General features: G+C 61.7%; 16 protein-coding genes. 4 read left to right on the plus strand and 12 right to left on the minus strand.

From position 1 onward, the window contains the following. Window positions 1-27 precede the first annotated feature (27 nt). The 6 genes from CLAC_RS07510 to bioB form a co-directional block, all read right to left on the minus strand. Entirely contained in the window at window positions 28-1617 is a 1590-nt protein-coding gene (locus CLAC_RS07510; RefSeq protein ID WP_245621832.1) for an L-aspartate oxidase, read from the minus strand. A 37-nt stretch (window positions 1618-1654) separates the two neighbouring features. Further along, window positions 1655-2728: a quinolinate synthase NadA gene (gene nadA, locus CLAC_RS07515; protein WP_053412377.1), complete on the minus strand. Its 1074-nt coding sequence runs from the start codon at window positions 2726-2728 to the stop codon at window positions 1655-1657. 288 nt (window positions 2729-3016) lie between these two features. Beyond that, a complete protein-coding gene (locus CLAC_RS07520) occupies window positions 3017-3625 on the minus strand; it encodes a hypothetical protein (RefSeq protein WP_082313234.1) in 609 nt (202 codons plus the stop codon). Between the two features lie 67 nt (window positions 3626-3692). Beyond that, the gene (locus CLAC_RS12365; protein ID WP_082313236.1) at window positions 3693-3986 is read right to left on the minus strand and encodes a hypothetical protein; all 294 of its coding nucleotides are present in this window, start codon (window positions 3984-3986) and stop codon (window positions 3693-3695) included. A gap of 171 nt (window positions 3987-4157) precedes the next feature. Then, complete coding sequence (gene bsaP, locus CLAC_RS12950) at window positions 4158-4379, minus strand: biotin synthase auxiliary protein BsaP (RefSeq protein WP_245621833.1); 222 nt, start codon at window positions 4377-4379, stop codon at window positions 4158-4160. Window positions 4380-4497: 118 nt separating this feature from the next. Next, the gene (bioB, locus tag CLAC_RS07530; protein WP_053412379.1) at window positions 4498-5505 is read right to left on the minus strand and encodes a biotin synthase BioB; all 1008 of its coding nucleotides are present in this window, start codon (window positions 5503-5505) and stop codon (window positions 4498-4500) included. Between the two features lie 215 nt (window positions 5506-5720). On the opposite strand from bioB, the gene CLAC_RS07535 reads away from it, so the two are divergent. After that, window positions 5721-6329, plus strand: coding sequence for a TetR family transcriptional regulator (locus CLAC_RS07535; RefSeq protein ID WP_245621834.1), 609 nt, complete (start codon window positions 5721-5723; stop codon window positions 6327-6329). Between the two features lie 6 nt (window positions 6330-6335). On the opposite strand, the gene CLAC_RS07540 is transcribed toward CLAC_RS07535, so the two are convergent. The 5 genes from CLAC_RS07540 to CLAC_RS07560 all read right to left on the minus strand — a co-directional run bounded on the left by CLAC_RS07540 (window position 6336) and on the right by CLAC_RS07560 (window position 11751). Next, on the minus strand, window positions 6336-7703 hold the full coding sequence (locus CLAC_RS07540) for a Na+/H+ antiporter family protein (RefSeq protein ID WP_053412380.1): 1368 nt from the start codon (window positions 7701-7703) through the stop codon (window positions 6336-6338). Window positions 7704-7897: 194 nt separating this feature from the next. After that, window positions 7898-8260 carry a biotin/lipoyl-containing protein gene (locus CLAC_RS07545; RefSeq protein ID WP_053412381.1) on the minus strand — a complete coding sequence of 121 codons (363 nt, stop codon included), beginning with the start codon at window positions 8258-8260 and terminating at the stop codon, window positions 7898-7900. Window positions 8261-8307: 47 nt separating this feature from the next. Further along, window positions 8308-8631, minus strand: a complete 324-nt coding sequence (locus CLAC_RS07550; RefSeq protein ID WP_245621835.1) for a hypothetical protein — start codon at window positions 8629-8631, stop codon at window positions 8308-8310. Further along, complete coding sequence (locus tag CLAC_RS07555; RefSeq protein WP_053412382.1) at window positions 8631-10229, minus strand: acyl-CoA carboxylase subunit beta; 1599 nt, start codon at window positions 10227-10229, stop codon at window positions 8631-8633. Before CLAC_RS07555 ends, CLAC_RS07550 begins: the two co-directional genes overlap by 1 nt. Before the next feature lie 25 nt (window positions 10230-10254). After that, the gene (locus CLAC_RS07560) at window positions 10255-11751 is read right to left on the minus strand and encodes a methylmalonyl-CoA carboxytransferase subunit 5S (protein WP_053412383.1); all 1497 of its coding nucleotides are present in this window, start codon (window positions 11749-11751) and stop codon (window positions 10255-10257) included. Window positions 11752-12072: 321 nt separating this feature from the next. Here CLAC_RS07560 and glgX point away from each other — a divergent pair, with 321 nt between their 5' ends. After that, window positions 12073-14214, plus strand: coding sequence for a glycogen debranching protein GlgX (gene glgX, locus CLAC_RS07565; RefSeq protein WP_053412384.1), 2142 nt, complete (start codon window positions 12073-12075; stop codon window positions 14212-14214). Window positions 14215-14340: 126 nt separating this feature from the next. Here the strand turns inward: glgX and CLAC_RS07570 are convergent, their stop codons facing one another. Continuing rightward, on the minus strand, window positions 14341-14586 hold the full coding sequence (locus CLAC_RS07570) for a HigA family addiction module antitoxin (protein WP_053412385.1): 246 nt from the start codon (window positions 14584-14586) through the stop codon (window positions 14341-14343). 350 nt (window positions 14587-14936) lie between these two features. Here CLAC_RS07570 and CLAC_RS07575 point away from each other — a divergent pair, with 350 nt between their 5' ends. Continuing rightward, a complete protein-coding gene (locus tag CLAC_RS07575) occupies window positions 14937-16583 on the plus strand; it encodes a 3'-5' exonuclease (RefSeq protein WP_053412386.1) in 1647 nt (548 codons plus the stop codon). 43 nt (window positions 16584-16626) lie between these two features. Then, window positions 16627-19089, plus strand: a complete 2463-nt coding sequence (gene treY / locus CLAC_RS07580; RefSeq protein ID WP_053412387.1) for a malto-oligosyltrehalose synthase — start codon at window positions 16627-16629, stop codon at window positions 19087-19089. Window positions 19090-19113 lie beyond the last annotated feature (24 nt).

Consider the following 19113-nt stretch of genomic DNA (forward strand, 5'->3'; position numbering starts at 1 on the left):
GTGGTTTCCCGCCGTTAATGTTGTACGTCAATCTCGGCCGCTTGACTCGATGTCAACAGCGTCCAACCAGGTGTGACACCCCAGTGTATAAGGCCTGCGCAGCGCTGCCTCGACGATAGCGCGCGCCGCCATCACCTGAACCGATTGCGGAAGGCTGTCAATGATATCGAGAGCCTCACGCAGGCCTTTTTCCGTCCTGGTTACTCCCGCGCCGCGCTGCATCGCCCGCCGCAGCCGATCCAGCTGCTCCGCTGTCAGGTCGGGCCTCGGCAGGCCCTCCTCGAGCGCATGGCTTGCCACGGCTTCCGCCCGGACAGCGCTAACCGCCCAGCTGTCTCCCCTGCTCCGGGCATCCCGCTGCCGCGCCGCGATATTCTCCGCCGCCGCCTTGCCGACGACAAGTCCCTCCAGCAACGAATTCGACGCCAAGCGATTCGCACCGTGAAGCCCCGTCGCCGAGCACTCGCCGGCGGCGTAAAGCCCATCCACGCAGGTTCTCCCCTCCGGGGTCACCTCAATCCCGCCGCAGGTGTAATGCACAGCCGGGGTCACCGGGATAAGGTCCTGCGCCGGATCTATAGCGGCGGCCGCCAGGCCAGCGGTGATCGTCGGGAAGCGGGCCGGGAAACCCTGCAGGTGACGAGCATCCAAGAACACAAAGTCCTCCCCTAGCTCGCGCAGGCGCGCAGCGATTGCGCGGGAGACTATATCGCGCGGAGCGAGATCACCGCGCGGATCCATGCCTGCGGTAACGCTCGCCCCACGGGAGTCGACGAGTTTCGCGCCCTCTCCGCGTACTGCCTCACTGACCAGCTGGCGCCGCCCTGTCTCCCGGCGCGTGAACAAAACGGTCGGGTGAAACTGGATGAACTCCATGTCCTTCACACGCGCGCCGGCATCCAGAGCCAGGCCGATGGCCTCCCCGCGAGCTCCCGAAGGCGCCGTAGTTGCCTGGTAAATCTGGCCGACCCCACCGGTGGCCAGCAGCGTCGCCGACGCCGCAACAATTCCACGGCCACGGGGATCGTCGATGACGGCGCCGATTGCGCGGCCTGAGTCCACCAGAAGTTGGCGCGCCCGGCCATTTTGGAGCAGTCGGATGCCGGTGACCGATACTTCCAGAGCCCTCTGAATCTCGGCTCCCGTGGCATCTCCACCAGCATGAATGATTCTGCGCGCGGAGTGGCCGCCCTCCTTAGTCCGCGAATACGGCGGCAGCTCAGAGACCGAGCCAGACGGTGCGGTGTCTGCTCGGTCGAACCGCGCGCCGAGGCCGATGAGCCATTCAGTGGCCTCCGCCCCACCGGCAACAATGCGCTCTACGGCCACCTCATCGCAGTGCCCCGCACCCGCATCGAGAGTGTCCGCCACATGCGCTGCAACACTATCCGGGGCACCGTTTGCGTAGCTGCCCGTGGAATCGTCGGAAAGCCCAACTACCGCGAGACCGCCCTGCGCGAGGTTAGTAGCTGCGTCGGAAAAGCGGAGATGGCGGCGCGCACCAGTGCGCCACTCGCCGCTGTCGACAAGGAGTACGTCGAGACCGAGCTCAAGGCCACGGCGGGCCGCCGACAACCCGGCGACGCCGCCACCGATGACGAGCAAATCGCAGGTCAAAGACCAGTTGAAATCATGCGATTGCGAGGGAAACGTACTACTCGCCCCCGCCGGGATTACCGATCGCGATCATCCGCTCAACCGAAGCCCGCGCGCGAGCTGCGACGTCCGGGTCCACGGTGACTTCGTCAGAGCCCTCGATCAGGCAGCGCAGCAGGGCAGCGGGAGTGATCAGCTTCATGTAGGAGCACGACGCGCGGTCGTTCACCGGCTCAAAAGCCACATCAGGCGCGGCCTTGCGCAGCTGATGCAGCATGCCGACCTCGGTCGCGACCAGAACCTTCGACGAGGGCTTGGATTCCTCAACCTTGCGAGCTGCAGTGAGCATCTCTCCCGTGGAAAGCATATGGACGCGCTCCGGCTCAATTGTGCCCTCGCCGGCAAGGTAAATCGCCGAATTTGCGCAACCGCACTCCGGGTGGATGAAAAGCTCGGCGTTTTCATCCTCCGCTGCGCGCCGGGCGAGTTCGTCGCCGTTGATGTTGGCGTGCACGTGGCACTCGCCCGCCCAGACACGAACGTTGGCGCGGCCGGTCTTTCGACGCACGTGGGCGCCGAGGAACTGATCCGGGTTGAACAGAATCTCCTGATCTTCCGGAATCGAGGCGACCACATCGACCGCGTTGGAGGAGGTGCAGCAGATATCAGTCTCAGCCTTAACATCGGCCGTGGTATTGACGTAGCTGACCACGACCGCTCCCGGATGCTCCGACTTCCACTCCTTGAGCTCTTCGGCAGTGATGGAATCGGCGAGAGAGCAACCAGCGCGCTCGTCCGGAATGAGGACGGTTTTCTCCGGGCTCAGAATCTTCGCGGTCTCGGCCATGAAATGCACGCCGCAGAAGATAATCACGTCCGCGTCGGTCTCCGCCGCGATACGCGACAGCCCGAGGGAATCCCCAGTGTAATCGGCAATGTCCTGGATTTCCGGCAGCTGATAGTTATGGGCCAGAATGACCGCGTTGCGTTCACGGGCCAGTCGCTTAACTTCAGCGGCCCAGGACTCGTCGGGGACAATGCCGTCGTAACGCCCGTCGCTGTCCACCACTGAAGCGGCAAGCGGCGAGTCGAGGCGAGGGAGGGAGACAGGGGCTGCGGGGTGGGAAGCCACAGTGGAATTCCTTCACGAAAGATGGGGTGCGCCAATCGGCGCAGGCATGGGTAAGGCGACGAAATATTGGAATAAATCGTAAATAAGGGATTGGAAGACCGCCACTGTACCGAAAAAGCCCCTATATCGGGGCATCAGCGACAGTTTCGGTCCAAACCTTAATGAAAAATTATAATTACGTCCCCGCCCCGATACGTAATGCCCACCCCTATTCTGGCCAATTTGGTCTCGGGTGACGCGCCTTTAAGACCTCAGGCTGGCCCCTAGAGCCAGACCGGCGCCGGCAATCTACTCGGCGGGGTGTTCCGCGGGGTCATCCTCGGACTGGAAGAGGATTCGCGCCCACAGCGCAATCATCGCTACCAGTGGCGCTACGAGCAGAGCTGAGTACGTAGAAAACTCGGGAACAGCCTGGGCTGACTGGCCGAGTTCCAAACTGGAGATATCCACCTGCCGAATTCCGGCCACGACCTGCCCTGTAACAAAGACTACGACCGAACAGATCAACCCGATACAACCCGCTACCACGACGCCGAGCAGCCCAGCCGATGGCCCGTTGAAATTACGACCACGAAGCACCAGGAGCCCCAACCCGCCGCCGAGGATAGCCCCAATCAGGACAAACCACAGGACTCCGATAAAGCCGGCCTGAGCGCTGCCCTCAACGACCGCGACCTGTCCGCGCTCAATCAACTGCACCTCTTGCTTCGGGCGAAGCAACCCCCACGCGCAACCACCGACAATCCCCGCGAGAATTGAGGACAGGACAATGCCCGAGACAGCGGCAACATACTTCTTGTGTATCTGCGGCGTCCGGGACGCAGACGACGATCGCGGCCGGTGCGCTGCCTGCGCTCCTGGCGATGCCTGAGAATCTCGCGCAATTTTGGAAGTCATAGTTGGTCAATCTACCAAAAACACCCTCCCACCAAACTGTTGGTGAAAGGGCGCTTGCCAGGACCGATTAGTGCTCGTCGTAGTGATCGCCATGGGCCGCATGACGATGACCGTTGTGGATGTAGTCAACGTGATCGCCGTGCGGAACTGCTACGTGGCCACAGCCCGGGCCGTGGACATGATCGCCGTGGTCTTCGGCCATTTCGTGCTCAGTGCACTCGCACTCGACCCACTGGCCATTGAGCTCGCGGTGGATGTGGCCGTCATGTACGTAGTCGATGTGATCTTCGTGCTTGAAGGAAACGTGGCCGCAGCCCTCGCCGTGGACGTGAGTGTGGTTTTCATGAACAGGTGCGCTCATGGTGATTCATCCCTTTCGGAGGAAATGATGGGCAACTGACTTAGATTCTCGGAGTACCGGAGCACCCCGCATCTCTTTCTTCATCCCCATTATGAACCAAAAGTAAAAACCTTTCAATCTTGAAAACGGTTCCCAAAACCACTATCTACCTGCAATGATGTTCAATAAGCATCATCGCTGTTCAAGCATGATGGAATCGACTTCACCATGCCTTGAACATTTGGCAGTCCACCCTGTCGGACGAATCTGGACCACCATTCTGCGCCCACAAATCTGACAGAATCGTGGTGCCTCAAGTCCCGCTTTGGCGCCCAGTGAGCGCTCACGAAACTCGCCGGCTTCCAAATCCGCCCCCGTAAAGGGATCGAACTTCGGCTCATCGCCGAGCACCATCGCCTGCAGCAGTTCGGTGGATGCAGGCCGCTCTTTTCGGGTTCGGCAAGGCCTCGGTCGAGCCGTAGCCGGCGCCGAAGATTCCGCAGTCCCCAAGGCAGGATTCATCTCGGTCGCGTTAGACGGTTGCATTGAGGGCCTTAATCGGGAGTCGAACCTTTCCGAGCATGTCCAGATCCTGCTCGGCCGGACGTCCGAGAGTGGTCAGGTAGTTGCCGACAATAACGGCGTTGATGCCGCCCAGCAGACCCTGCTCAGCACCCAGATCACCGAGAGTCAGTTCACGTCCACCGGCGAAACGCAGGATGGTCTTCGGCAGCGCCAGACGGAAAGCGCCGATCGCGCGCAGCGCATCCTTCGCCGGCATCGGCTCGCGACCTGCGAACGGGGTGCCCGGACGCGGATCGAGGAAGTTCATCGGAACCTCAGTCGGGTTCAGGCGAGCAAGATCCTGGGCGAACTCCGCTCGCTGCTCAAGGGACTCACCCATGCCTAGGATGCCGCCGCAGCAGACCTCCATGCCCGCCTCACCGACCATCCTGAGGGTATCGTGACGCTCCTCCCAGGTGTGGGTAGTAACGACCTGCGGGAAGTAGCTCTTCGCGGTCTCCAGGTTGTGGTTGTAGCGGTGGATACCGGCCTTTGCCAGCCGGTCGACCTGCTCCTGAGTCAGGATGCCCATCGACGCCGCGACGTTGATGTCCACCTCAGACTGGATTGCCGCCACTGCCTGCTCCATCTGGCTGAGCAGGCGCTCATCCGGACCCTTGACGGCGGCGACGATACAGAACTCCGTCGCACCGGACTTCGCGGTCTGCTTTGCGGCGTCGACAAGCGCGGGGATATCGAGCCATGCGGAGCGCACCGGCGATTCGAAGAGACCGGACTGCGAGCAGAAGTGGCAATCCTCCGGGCAGCCGCCAGTTTTCAGCGAGATGATGCCTTCAACCTCGACCTCCTCGCCGCACCACTTCAGACGCACCTCGTGCGCCAGCGCAAGCAGGTCTTCGATACGCTCGTCGCCGAGCTTGAGAACCTCCAGGGTCTCCTGGTAGTTCAGACCTTCGCCGCGCTCGAGCACCTTCTCGCGGGCGAGTTCCAGAATGTCCTGAGTGGATGTAGTCATGGGAATGCAGGCGCTCCTTTGGGGCGGTGGGATTGGGGCTGGAATGAACGCTGCGCCTGAACACTGCTTTGAACACTGTTCTGAACATCGTTCGACTCACAAATCTAATACCACCGCCCCGAATTGTCGAACATCGTTCAGGCGCCCGTGTCGCAGTTGCTGTCCCCACGTCCGCCCCAGTCCCCAAAGCCGAAAATTCGTCTACGGTTGGCAGTGTGCAACTGACCAAGGACATCATTCTCGACGCAGCGCTTTCCATTCTCGATGAGTACGGTCTCGGCGATTTGACCATCCGCCGATTGAGCCGCCACCTCGAGACCGCCGCCGGCGCGATGTATTGGCATTTCCCCTCGAAACAGGCTCTACTGGGCGCGGTCGCCGACAGAATCCTCTCCCCTTGCACGCACTTTTCCCCCTCGGGAGATTGGCGTCGCGACACCGCAGACTTTTCCGCTCTGCTGCACTCCTGCCTCACCTCGCATCGCGATGGTGCTGAAGTGGTTTCTGCCGCCCTCGCAACAAACACCGCCACCGTCCGCCCGGAAAAGACGCTTGCCGACGCCCTCTCGGCCGCAAACGGTGCGGTTCCCGAAGCGGCAACGATCCAGGACACCGCCGCAGTGCTGGTGTATTTCATCCTCGGTGCGACCGTGGATGAGCAGACTGCGAGTAATCTTCAAACGGCCAAGAAGTCCGCGTCCTCCGACAAGGAACTGTCTTCCAGCGCTGCAGATGTTGAGGCTGAAATGAAAAAGGAGCCCGGCTCCCAGCGAATCAAACTGGGAACCGAGCTCTTTATTGCGGGCATTGCCGCCCGCAGTTAGCCCTAGCTAGAGGACCATCGCTGCAATCCAGCCGGAGGCCAGCAGCGGCAGGTTGAAGTGCAGGAAGGTCGGGATGACGGAGTCCCGGATGTGGTCGTGTTGACCATCGGCGTTTAGGCCCATCGTCGGGCCGAGGGTGGAGTCGGATGCCGGAGAACCAGCGTCACCCAGAGCGCCTGCGGTACCGACAATGGCGACCGTCGCCATTGGGGAGAAACCGAGCGACAGGCACAGTGGGACATAGATGATAGAGATGATTGGCAGTGTCGAGAAGGACGAACCGATGCCCATCGTGACAATCAGGCCGACCAGCAGCATGGCAAACGCGGCCGCCGCCTTATTTCCTGCGAACATCTCTGCCGTTGCGGTGACCAGGGGCTCAACCTGGCCGGACTCGGTCATGACGGATGCGAAACCCTGGGCCGAAATCATGATGAAACCGATTAGCGCCATCATTTTCATGCCAGCGGTGAAGACGTCGTCTGCCTCCTTCCACCGCACGGCGCCGGTAAGCATGAAAATTGCCAGGCCGGTGAGCGCACCGATCAACAGCGGATCGGCCTCGGTCTCCAGCGAGTTCATGACAATCTGAACCAGGAAGGTCGCCACAATCGCGACCAGCGCAACGATGACACGGTATTTAGAGACCGGCTCGTCAGAACCCGCATTGCTCTGCTGAGAGGACTCGGCAATCGGCAGGTCCGCGTAGGAGCGCGGCTTGCGGTAAGAGAATAATACAGCGATGAGCAGGCCAGCAATCATGCCAAGAGCCGGGATGCCCATAGTCGCCATGATGTTGATGCCGGAAACGTCAAGGCCTGCCTTTTCGATGTTGCCCAGCAGAATCTCGTTCAAGAAGATTGAGCCGAAGCCCACCGGAACCCACATGTAGGTGGTGACCAGACCGAAGGTTATGACAGAGGTAACCATCCTGCGGTCGAGGTTCAGCCGGTTAAAGACGGTGAGCAGCGGCGGGATGATCAGCGGGATGAAGGCGATGTGAACCGGAATGAGGTTCTGCGACATAATCGCCATCGCGAGGATTCCCGCTAGCATGCCCCACTTGGTGACTGCGACGGCCGACTTCTTTGTGCTCTCCCCCTCTGCACCAATCTTTGCAATCAGCCACTCGGCGAGCATCTTGGGCAGTCCCGACGACGCCACCGCCATCGCGAACGCACCGAGCATCGCGTAGCTAAGTGCGATCTTCGCTCCGCCAGACAGGCCCTCCTGGAAGGCCACCATCGTGGCATCGAGCCCCATTCCAGCCGAGAGGCCACCAACGAGTGCGCCGATAAAGAGCGCCAACACGACATGAACCCGGCTCAGAGCCAGGATTAGCATCACCACAACGGCGAGAAGTACGGCATTCATGGGGTTGATACTAAGACAACGCTAAGAAAAGTCAGCAACCGGGTCCCCCAGGGGGTTAGAGATTCCCGCGCGACAGGGCGAGCAAAATGCCGCCGGAATATATGCAGAAAAATGCCCAAAACAGACAGCGAGCGATTAACACCGGGAAAACGAGTCCACGCCCCGGAGCTAACCGCTCGAAGTTCGCCCAAGGTCTAGTCGATGGACACTAGCCCCTGGCCGCCCTGTACCGCGTCGCCGACTGCGACGTGGAGAGCGCTGACCTTGCCCGCGCTCGGAGCGGTAATCTCGGTCTCCATCTTCATGGCCTCCAGGATGAGGAGAACCTGGCCCGCCTCGATGTCCTGGCCTTCTTCGACCAGAATCTTGCTGACGGAACCGGCCAGCGGTGCGACGACCGCATTGGCGGACACGCCCGAGACAGATGCGGTCGCAGGCTCGACGACGGTGTTGGACGCGCCACCACCCATAACGATTGGCGAAAGGCGCTTCGGCTCCTCCACCACTTCGACGTCGACGTCGTAGGCAATGCCGCCTACGGTCACTTTCAATTTCATGGCTTCAAAATCCTCTAAGTAGAAAGTCGATCAGTAAACGGTGCCCACTAGCGCAGGTGCTGCTGCTGGACCTGGCGGCCCTGAGCGGCCCACGTCTTGTGGCGGTTGTAGCGGATGGCCCTGACCTTGCCCTTATTGCCGAGGTAGGCGGAGACGGCTGCGGAAATCGCAATCACCGTGTCCTCCGGAATTCCGGCATCGACCCGCTTGCGCAGGTCGGACAACTCCTTCTCGGCCTGGTTCAGTCGAGCGGTGGCCTTGAGCAGGCTATTCGACGTCGCGTCGAGGCGATTGGTCAGCTCGGCGACCAGCGCGCGCAGCTCAGCGACGTCGCCAGCGCCGGCACCCACACCGGAGATGTTCTCAGTCATTACTGTGGCCCCAATCCATGCTTCTTGGCCGGGCGGACAATGCGCTTGTTACTCAGCACAGCCAGGGCATCCGCGACCCGCAGTCGGGTCTCGGCCGGGTCGATAACATCGTCGACAAGGCCGCGGGAGGCAGCGACGTAGGGCGTCGAGAAGCGGGTCTTGTACTCGGCGATGCGCTCATCTCTCACGCGAGCCTGCTCGGCCTCGTCGCCGGCGGCCGCGATGTCCTTACGGAACACAACGTTGACCGCGCCTTCCGCACCCATCACTGCGATCTCCGCGGTCGGCCAAGCGAACACGTAGTCCGCGCCCAGGTCCTTCGAGCACATCGCCAGGTAGGCTCCGCCGTACGCCTTACGCATGACGACGGTCACCTTCGGCACCGACGCTGCCGAGTAGGCGTAGAGCATCTTGGCGCCGTGACGGATGATGCCACCGTGCTCCTGCGCGACACCGGGCATGAAGCCCGGAACATCGACCAGGGTGACCAGCGGGATATTGAACGCGTTGCAGAAGCGAATGAACTTCGCGCCCTTATCAGAGGAGTTAATATCCAGCACGCCGGACATGACGTTCGGCTGATTGGCGATGAAGCCAACGGTGTGGCCGGTAATACGACCAAAACCGACGACCAGGTTGGTAGCGAATCCGGCCTGCGACTCCAGGAAGTCTCCGCGGTCGGCGATGCGGGTGATGATCTCGCGGACGTCGTAGCCCTTCTTGCCATCTACGGGCACGATCTCGCGCAGCTCCGGATCGGGTTCCGCCTCGAACACGGGATCCACCACTGGCGGCTCCTCGGTGTTGTTCTGAGGCAGGAAGCTCAGCAGCTTCTGGGCAATGAGGATTGCCTGCTCATCGTCCTCCGCAACGAAGTCGATGTTGCCGGCCTTGGCCATGTGGGCATCGGCACCGCCGAGCTGGTCAGCCGTGACGTTCTCGCCGGTAACGGACTTGATGACTCCGGGGCCGGTGATGAACATCTGGGCCTTGCGGGTCTGGATGATGAAGTCGGTCAGGGCCGGCGAGTAAGCGGCGCCACCGGCGCAGGGGCCCGCAATGATGGAAATCTGCGGGACCAGGCCGGACAGCCACACGTTGTTGTAGAAGACCTGGCCGTAGCCCGACAGGGAGTCAATGCCCTCCTGAATGCGGGCTCCGCCGGAGTCGTTGATGAAGACGAACGGGGTGCCGTTGTCGCCAGCGGCGCGCATGGTCGCAGCGACCTTGCGGGACTGGGTCTCGCCGGCGGATCCGCCCATGACGGTGAAGTCCTGGGATGCTATGTGAACCGCACGGCCGAGGACTGCACCGGTGCCGGTGACCACGCCGTCGGCAGGCGCGTCCGCACGATCCATGCCGAAGTCGGTGGTGCGGTGGGTCATGAACATGCCGGTTTCGCGGAAGGTGCCCTCGTCGACGAAGTTGGCGATGCGTTCACGGGCGGTCTGCTTGCCTCGCTCGTGCTGCTTTTCCAGGCGGGCCTCGCCACCACCAGCGGCGACGCGGGCGCGCTCGGAGGACAGGAACTCCAGCCGCTCGTCCATCGAGGAGTCGACGCCCGGTGCCTGGGGTTTGTTGTCTGAAGTGTTCGACATTATCTTCTCTTCTTCCCGTGTCTTCCTAGGCGGGCTCGACCTGGACGGTCTGAGCACGACCACCGACGGTGACCTTGTAGCGGATGGGCTCGCGGATGGCGTTGGCAGCACCCGAGGCCTGCTCGGCCTCGCGCTGCAGCTGCTCCGGCGTCTTGCCGACGTTCTTCGGACCTTCACCGCGGGTGGTGAAGAAGCCCGGCGCGACGGACGGGAACAGCGCGTTGGTGAGCACGTCCTCGTCGGTGCCATTGAAGCCGTCGAGGCCCTTGGCCTGCTCGACCAGCTCGTCCCACTCCGGCTCCAGCAGGTCTGCCGGGCGGACGGTGATTTCTTCCTTCTTCGTCTGTTCCGCGGCCTGGTAGATTAGCTCGGGATTGCGCTCGCCGGGGCATTCGCCGTAGTAGCCGAGCATCAGGTCTGCGAACTCTGCGGTCATGACCTTGTAACGGCCCATCAGGACGTTAAATACGGCCTGCGTGCCGACAATCTGGGAGCTCGGGGTCACCAGCGGCGGGTAGCCCGCATCCTTGCGGACAACCGGAACCTCCCGCATGACCTCGTCGACGCGGTCGCCCGCACCCTGCGCCTTGAGCTGATTCTCCATGTTGGAGAGCATGCCGCCCGGAATCTGGGACATGAAGATGTCGGTGTTGACCAGGGTCTTGGACTCGAACTCCGCGTACTTCGGTCGAATCGTGCGGAAGTGGTCACGGATGGTGACGAGGTTGTCCATGTCCAGGTCGGTGGTGTAGCCGGTGCCCTCCAGCATCTCCACCAGGGATTCGGTCGGGTTGTGGCCCGGGCCTAGAGACATCGAAGAAATCGCGGTGTCTACGACATCAGCGCCGGCTTCGATGGCCTTCATCAGGGTCACCATGGTCACGCCGGTGGTCGAGTGGCAGTGGACGTTGATCTGGGTGTCCTCGCCGTAGGCCTCCTTGATGCCACGGACGATGTCGTAAGCCGGCTGTGGCTTCAGCAGGGCGGCCATGTCCTTCAGCGCAATCGAATCGGCGCCCATGTCCAGCAGGCGACCGGCCAGCTTGATGTAGCCTTCCACATCGTGCAACGGGGAGGTCGTGTAGCAGATTGTTCCCTGCGCGTGCTTTCCGACGTTCTTCACCGCCGTCATCGCGTGCTCCAGGTTACGGGGATCGTTCAGCGCATCGAATACGCGGAACACGTCCATGCCGTTTTCGGCGGCCTTCTCGACGAACTTGTCGACCACCATGTCCTCGTAGTGGCGGTAGCCTAGGAGGTTCTGGCCACGCAGCAGCATCTGCAGGCGGGAGTTAGGCATCAGCTTGCGGAACGTACGCAGACGCTCCCAGGGGTCTTCGTTCAGGAATCGGATGCAGGAGTCAAAGGTTGCCCCACCCCAGCACTCAACACTCCAGAAACCGGCCTTGTCCATCTCTTCGCAGACATCGACCATGTCTTCCATAGCCATTCGCGTTGCCATGAGGCTCTGATGAGCGTCTCGGAACGCGACTTCCGTTACACCAATGGTTCGTGGACTCATAGCTCCAAAACTTAAACGCAATTGCTACCGCCCGCTGGGTGGTGACCGCGAATGCAGGCATACCGGACATGCCACTGCCGAAAATCGGGGGCTACCTCCCCCGCATGTCGGGTAAATAGGGTATTTACGCAAGAGCTTTATGTACTTAATCGTTCAATGACGTTTTTGGGAGCGTGGTCGCCTGCGGTCATGCACGTGTCGTCGTCGACAAGCGAACGGTGTGATTGAACGCTGTGCCTCGCGACGGGAAGCCTCCTAAAACACACTCCCGGATATGGCTAAAAACCAAACTTTTTCCGCCGACCGGATAAGGTATGTCACATGAATCAAGCAAACACAGTCGGCGATTACCAAGTCTGGCCGGGCGAGCCCTACCCACTCGGCTCAACCTACGACGGCGCTGGCACCAACTTTGCGCTCTTCTCCGATGTCGCGGAGAAGGTTGAACTGTGCCTGATCGACTCCGAGGGAAACGAGACCCGCATCCCGCTCGAGGAAGTCGACGCGCACATCTGGCACTGTTACATCCCGTCGATTATGCCGGGCCAGCGCTACGCATACCGAGTCCACGGCCCTTACGACCCGGACAACGGTAAGCGCTGCGACCCCAACAAGCTCCTCGTCGACCCTTACGCCAAGGCCTTCGACGGCGAGTTCGACGGAGATGCCTCGCTGTTCAACTACGACATCTACGATCACTCGAAGCGCAACACAGAAGACAGCTTGGGACATACGATGACCTCGGTCGTCATCAACCCTTTCTTCGACTGGGCGACCGACCGCGCGCCGAAGACCCCGTACAACGAAACGGTCATCTACGAGGCCCACGTCAAGGGCATGACCATGACCCATCCGGAGATTCCGGAGAGTCTCCGCGGTACCTACGCGGGCCTGGCGCATCCCGTAATCATCGACTACCTCAAGAACCTGGGTGTCACGGCCATCGAGCTTATGCCAGTGCACCAGTTCCTGCAGGATGACCACCTGCGCGAAAAGGGCCTGCGTAACTACTGGGGCTACAACACCTTCGGCTTCCTGGCCCCGCACCAGGACTACGCGGCATCGAAGAAGCCGGGGGGTGCTGTCAGCGAGTTCAAGGGAATGGTGCGCGCTTTCCACGACGCGGGCATCGAGGTCATCCTCGACGTGGTCTACAACCACACCGCAGAGGGCAACCACATGGGCCCGACCATTTGCTTCCGCGGCATCGACAACGAGGCGTACTACCGCCTCGTCGAAGGCGACCGCAAGCACTACATGGACTACACCGGCACGGGTAACTCCCTCAACGTCCGCCACCCGCATTCGCTACAGCTGATCATGGACTCGCTGCGCTACTGGGTCTCGGAGATGCATGTCGACGGCTTCCGCTTCGACCTCGCCTCCACTCTGGCCCGCGAATTCCACGACGTCGATCGCCTGTCGGCGTTCTTCGACCTGGTTCAGCAGGACCCGATCGTCAGCCAGGTCAAGCTGATTGCCGAGCCATGGGACGTCGGCGAGGGCGGCTACCAGGTGGGCAACTTCCCGCCGCAGTGGACCGAATGGAACGGTAAGTACCGCGACACCATCCGCGACTTCTGGCGCGGCGAGCCGTCGACTCTCGGCGAATTCGCCTCGCGCATTACCGGCTCGTCCGACCTCTACGCCAACAACGACCGACGCCCCACCGCGTCGATTAACTTCGTCACTGCTCACGACGGCTTCACGCTGAACGACCTGGTCAGCTACAACGAGAAGCACAACATGGACAACGGCGAGGACAACCGGGACGGCGAGAGCCACAACCGCTCCTGGAACTGCGGCGTGGAGGGCTCGACGGACGACGAGCGCATCATCTCTCTGCGCGCCCGCCAGCGCCGCAACTTCCTGACCACTCTCCTGCTTTCCCAGGGCACGCCGATGATTAGTCACGGCGACGAGATGGGCCGCGGGCAAAAGGGAAACAACAACGTCTACTGCCAGGACAACCCGCTCGCGTGGGTGGACTGGAACCAGACCCGCACCAACTCGGAACTGGTCGAGTTCACGTCCTTCCTGACGGAGTTGCGCGCCGAGCACCCTGTATTCCGTCGCCGCCGCTTCCTGCGCGGTGGGCCACTGGGCGCCGAGACCGACGACCGAGACATCGCGTGGCTGACCTACCAGGGCCGCGTTATGACCGCGGACGACTGGAACTTCGACTTCGGCAAGTCCCTGATGGTCTGGCTCAACGGCGATGCGATTACCGAGCGCGATCTGCGCGGACACAAAGTCGAGGACGACTCCTTCCTGCTGTGCTTCAATGCACACCACGAGGACATCATGTTCCAGATTCCGGGCACCGAGTACGCCAATAAATGGGAAATCATCATCGACACCACCGAGGTCACCGGCCGCCCGACCCGCGAGCGCATCGTGGAGCCTGAGGGCGAGCTGCGCGTGCCCGCACGCTCGACCATCGTCTTGATTGAGCGGAGCTAAGGGGCCCCGAAAACACAAAAATCCCGATTCCCCGGCTGCTTATCGCCCGGGAATCGGGATATTTCTTTTGGTCAGGTGGAGACAGGCTCGCGGCTCAGCCCCACCACGTTGCCTCCGAGCTAAAAGCTACGCGGCGACCTGAAGGTTAAACTCACGCTGGGAGTTCAACCAGTACTCTGGCTCAGTGTCGAAGTAGGTGGAAAGCCTCTGTGCAAGATCGTTCGTCACCGAGGTGCGACCGGTGCGGAAACGCTCCAGCGTGGAGCTCGGGACACCGATTGCGACGGCGAGGCGGTAGATGGAGAGCTCACGCGGCTCAAGGAAGTTATCGTTCAGAATGGAACCGGGGTGCACTGGGTGGGTGCTACTCAAACTGCTTACTCCTTCGAAGTTTTTCTCTCAGCCGAAAAGGTTCTTGCGGTTGGACTGGTTTATACGTGAACGACGGGGTTACCACCGTTTGGTGAGGATTATAAGCAATGCCCGAATAGATTGCACCCGGACATTTCACGGAGCAAAATATGTTGCCTTCGGGGGTAGCGGCCCCACCCGCCAGCAGATTTCCTCGATAACTATTTCCGAATATGTTGTTTTCACATATTTCCCTCTCGCTCTCGCCACCCCTGCCACTTCCGCATCACTCCCGCACTAAAGTCACATCATTTCCGCGCCGCGAAGGCCACCGCGGATACCAGTCCGGTGCGGGCGCTACCATCTAATTCATGACGTCGACATCGCCCAGCTTCTCCCCGAGCACCTTCGAGGCCATCGAGTTCGAACTGACCGGTTTCACCGTCCAGGTCACCGCCGGTTTTCTCTCCGTATTTCCCCGTATTAATACGAGCAGCGAACCAGGCATTGCCTCCGCCCCACTCGCCGCTGTCGTACGCGAGGTTCAGGCCGGCTCCTACTCCGCTGCACTCAGCGAGCCCACCCGGTTTCTCCCCGGTCAGCTGGCCCTGCCCTGCGGTCTACCTTCCGCGCGTTTCATGCCCTCCCGCCTAGCCGTAGCCGAGGCCTTGTCGGGGTTCCTCTCCGCCTTGAGCAAGGGTTCTTCGCTTGCCGACGGCGCGGCGACCGGAAACTTCACTGTCCTGGCCGACTGGATCCGCAGCAATGCCGCTGGCGTGGGCGGAGTGACGGTTCTGGGCGGCCCCTCCTCCACCGGTGGCGCCACCGTTTCCGAGGCAATTGCGGAGCAGCTGGCGCTGGGCGGCGTCGGCAAGCGGACCGAAGGTTCGGGAACGATCCGGGATTTCGTGGCATTCGATGTGGAAACTGCCAATGGCGATTCCGGGTCGGTTATTCAGATGGGTGTGGCTGTCGTTCGCGGTGGGGAGATTAAGGATCGCCACTCGTGGCTGTGCAGACCTCCGAAGGGGCTCGATTATTTCGACGAGGATAATATCGCGGTTCACGGCATCACCGCTGCGGATGTGGCCAGCGAGCCTCCATTTGCAGAGCAGGTAGCGAAGTTTATTCAGGTCGTCGAGGATATGCCAGTAGTGGCGCACAACGCGCGGTTCGATTTCACAGCGCTAGACCGCGCGTGTCGCGCCGAAGGCATCGAGGTGCCGAAGATGTCGTTTGCGTGCACGTATATGTGGGCGCGGCAGTTGCAACTCGGACTGGCAAACCTAAAGCTGCCCACTCTGACGAAGGCCGCGGGATCGGAGTTGGAAAACCATCACGATGCAACAGCGGACGCCGTAGCCTGCGCGGAGATTGCGCTGTGGTTGATGCGACGACAGGGTGTCGACTCTGTTGAGAATCTCAGCACACAGCTTTCGCTGACGATGGGCTCGGTCGGCGCAGGCCGAATGCGCAACGTTCGCTACGATCCGAGCGCTGGTGTCTCCGGGGCGACAGAAGGTTCCTCGGCCGGCGGTAGCGCCGGAGCTGGAGCAAATGGGCCAGCCACACCGGCTAAATCACGACGCCGGAAAAATCCGAAGTGGGACGCGGCCAAGACGCCGGACAAGATTCCGGATCCAAACCCGGACGCGGACCCGAACGGGCTCTTGTTCGAACAGCGCGTCACCCTAACAGGCGACTTCGCCCCTTACGACAAGGGTTTCCTGTGGGAAAAGATCGCCGAGGCCGGGGCAAACATTAATAAGGGTGTTACCAAGAAGACTACGATTCTCGTCGCGGGGCCGTGGGATAGCGTGACGTCTAAGGAAAAGCGCGCACGACAATTGCGCGATGAAGGCCAAGAAATTGAGATTTGGAGCGAAAAGGATCTCTTCAACGCGCTGAGTCTTTCGCCGGAGGAGGATTCCGCGGGCACCCCGGGCTCCGGTGGGCAGTCCGCCGCAGGCTTCGGTTCGACGGCGCTTCCGGGAGACGACGGACAGCCACCTTTTTAACCAGGTCGGGCGCGCCTCCGGGGCGGGCGGTATAAAAGTAATTATGACTCGTCGACCAATTACGTCCACTTACCGTCTTCAGCTCCGCGGAGCCAAGGCCGATCCCAACGGTCGCGCGTTCACCTTCGCAGATGCCGAGAAGCAGGTTCCCTACCTTGCGGACCTTGGCATCTCGCACCTCTATCTATCGCCAATTCTCACCGCAGTGCCGGAGTCGAACCACGGCTACGATGTCATCGACCCCACGACCGTCAACCCTGAACTCGGCGGAATGGAGGGGCTGCAGAAGCTAGCGGCCACCGCGCACGAGGCCGGTCTGGGTATCATCATCGACCTGGTGCCAAACCACCTCGGCGTGGAGCAGCCTAAGCTCAACGCGTGGTGGTGGGACGTTCTCACCTACGGCAAGGACTCTCAGTTCGAGCCCTACTTCGACATCGATTGGCATGAGGATAACGGCGCGAACGGCAAGATGGGCCTGCCGGTACTCGGCTCAGCGGAGGATGTAGACAAGCTTCAGGTCGACACCTCGGGCGAGGAGCCGCTACTGCGCTACTACGACCATGAGTTCCCCATTCGCCCCGGCACCGAGGACGGCACTCCCTCCGAGGTGCACGACCGCCAGGCGTACCGACTCATGTACTGGAAAGACGGCATCATCGGCTACCGGCGCTTCTTCAGCGTCAACGGCCTGGCCGGTATCCGCCAGGAGCACCCGGTGGTCTTCGAGCACACCCACCGGATTATTCGCGCGCTGCTGGCCGCCGACATCATCGACGGTGTCCGCGTCGACCACCCGGACGGCCTGAGCGACCCATTCGGCTACCTATCCGAGTTGCGCCGACTTCTCGGCGATGACAAGTGGCTGGTCATCGAGAAGATTCTGGGCGCCGAGGAGCCGCTGGATCCGAGGCTCCAGGTCGACGGAACAACGGGATACGATGCCCTGCGCGAGCTCGACAACGTCTTCATCAACCGTGACTCCCGCGATGCGATGAGCATGCTGGCGCTGCAGCAGTCGGGTTCCACCTGGGACAAAACCGCCGTGCATGCGACCGAACAGGCCCTCAAGCACGACGTCGCCGCACACGAGCTGGCGGCGGAGGTTCGCCGCCTGGCCCGCGCGCTGCGCCGGGACAACTGGTCTATCAGCGGCGCCAACGTCACCGAAGAGGTGCTTATTGACACCATCTGCACGCTCGTTGCATCGATGCCGGTCTATCGCTCTGACTATGTCTCCCTGTCCCGCGTCACGTCCACGGTCATCCAGGCCATGGCGGCCCGATTCCCGTCCCGGGTCTTCGCCCTCGATTTGATTGCCGCCGGCCTAGTTGCCGGAGGAGAGGCCGCGACTCGCTTCGCCCAGGTCTGTGGTGCAGTGATGGCGAAGGGCGTGGAGGACACCACCTTCTACCGCGCCTGCCGCCTAATCAGCCTCAACGAGGTCGGTGGAGATCCGGGGCGCTACGGCATGTCCGCCGCGGAATACCACTTGCTCCAGTCGGAGCGTGCCCGCCTCTGGCCGCGCACCATGACTTCCCTTTCTACTCACGACACCAAGCGCGGCGAAGATGTCCGCGCCCGCATCCTCCAGATTTCCGATGTCGCCGGAGACTGGGCCGAAAACGTCCGCAATTGGACCGCCATCACACCGGCGCCGGACGACGCCACGGGATATTTCCTGATGCAGAACATCATCGGCGTCTGGCCTACAGACGGCGTGATTACCGAGCAGCTGCGCCAGCGCCTCCACGACTACGCGGAGAAGGCAATCCGCGAGGCCTCAGTCCACACCTCGTGGACCGAACCCGTCGAGGAATTCGAGCTGGGCATCCGCCGCTGGATCGATGCCCTCCTCGACGGCCCGGTTACGGAATCCATCACTCGCTTCGTCCAATCGATTGCCCCGGCAGCCATGACCACTAGCTTCTCCCGCAAGCTGCTCCAGCTGGTCGGGCCGGGCATCCCCGACACCTACCAGGGTGCGGAGTTCATCGAGGATTCGCTGGTCGACCCGGACAACCGCCGCTTCGTCGACTACGCGGCCCGGCAAGACGCTCTTGACGTCGTCATGCGAAAAGAGGTCAAGGCCGCGACGGGTGAGGCGCAGACCCCCGCCCAGTTCGCCGAGGGCTTCACCGCGGCCGACGCCGACGCAGTGAAGCTGATGGTCACCCATCACGGTCTGAAGCTGCGCGCCGAACGTCCCGACTCCTTCGTCGGCGGCACCTACCAGCCGGTGTTCGCTGAGGGAATCGGAGAGCGCCACCTGGTCGGAGCCGCCCGCGGCCCGAAGGGCGAGCCGCAGGACGTTATCGCGCTTGTGACCCGCCGCCCGATTGGACTGCAGCGCGAGGGAGGCTGGGGCGACACCACGGTCACCCTGCCCGAGGGATTTTGGACGGATCGCTTCACCGGCCACACATGGTCCGGCACGATTGCCGTATCCTCTGTATTCGGTTCCTTCCCCGTGGCGCTACTGGTGCGCGAGGAGGAGCAGAACTAGCCCTCCTGTCCCCTTCCCACCTCT

This window comes from Corynebacterium lactis RW2-5 (genome assembly GCF_001274895.1).
Lineage (GTDB): Bacteria > Actinomycetota > Actinomycetes > Mycobacteriales > Mycobacteriaceae > Corynebacterium > Corynebacterium lactis.

Bases quoted from the DNA above. Each gene is read 5' to 3' on its own strand.
- CLAC_RS07520 (WP_082313234.1), bottom strand. From the start codon at position 3,625: ATGACTTCCAAAATTGCGCGAGATTCTCAGGCATCGCCAGGAGCGCAG.
- CLAC_RS12365 (WP_082313236.1), bottom strand. From the start codon at position 3,986: ATGAGCGCACCTGTTCATGAAAACCACACTCACGTCCACGGCGAGGGC.
- bsaP (WP_245621833.1), bottom strand. From the start codon at position 4,379: ATGGTGCTCGGCGATGAGCCGAAGTTCGATCCCTTTACGGGGGCGGAT.
- bioB (WP_053412379.1), bottom strand. From the start codon at position 5,505: ATGACTACATCCACTCAGGACATTCTGGAACTCGCCCGCGAGAAGGTG.
- CLAC_RS07540 (WP_053412380.1), bottom strand. From the start codon at position 7,703: ATGAATGCCGTACTTCTCGCCGTTGTGGTGATGCTAATCCTGGCTCTG.
- CLAC_RS07545 (WP_053412381.1), bottom strand. From the start codon at position 8,260: ATGAAATTGAAAGTGACCGTAGGCGGCATTGCCTACGACGTCGACGTC.
- CLAC_RS07550 (WP_245621835.1), bottom strand. From the start codon at position 8,631: ATGACTGAGAACATCTCCGGTGTGGGTGCCGGCGCTGGCGACGTCGCT.
- CLAC_RS07555 (WP_053412382.1), bottom strand. From the start codon at position 10,229: ATGTCGAACACTTCAGACAACAAACCCCAGGCACCGGGCGTCGACTCC.
- CLAC_RS07560 (WP_053412383.1), bottom strand. From the start codon at position 11,751: ATGAGTCCACGAACCATTGGTGTAACGGAAGTCGCGTTCCGAGACGCT.
- glgX (WP_053412384.1), top strand. From the start codon at position 12,073: ATGAATCAAGCAAACACAGTCGGCGATTACCAAGTCTGGCCGGGCGAG.
- CLAC_RS07575 (WP_053412386.1), top strand. From the start codon at position 14,937: ATGACGTCGACATCGCCCAGCTTCTCCCCGAGCACCTTCGAGGCCATC.
- treY (WP_053412387.1), top strand. From the start codon at position 16,627: ATGACTCGTCGACCAATTACGTCCACTTACCGTCTTCAGCTCCGCGGA.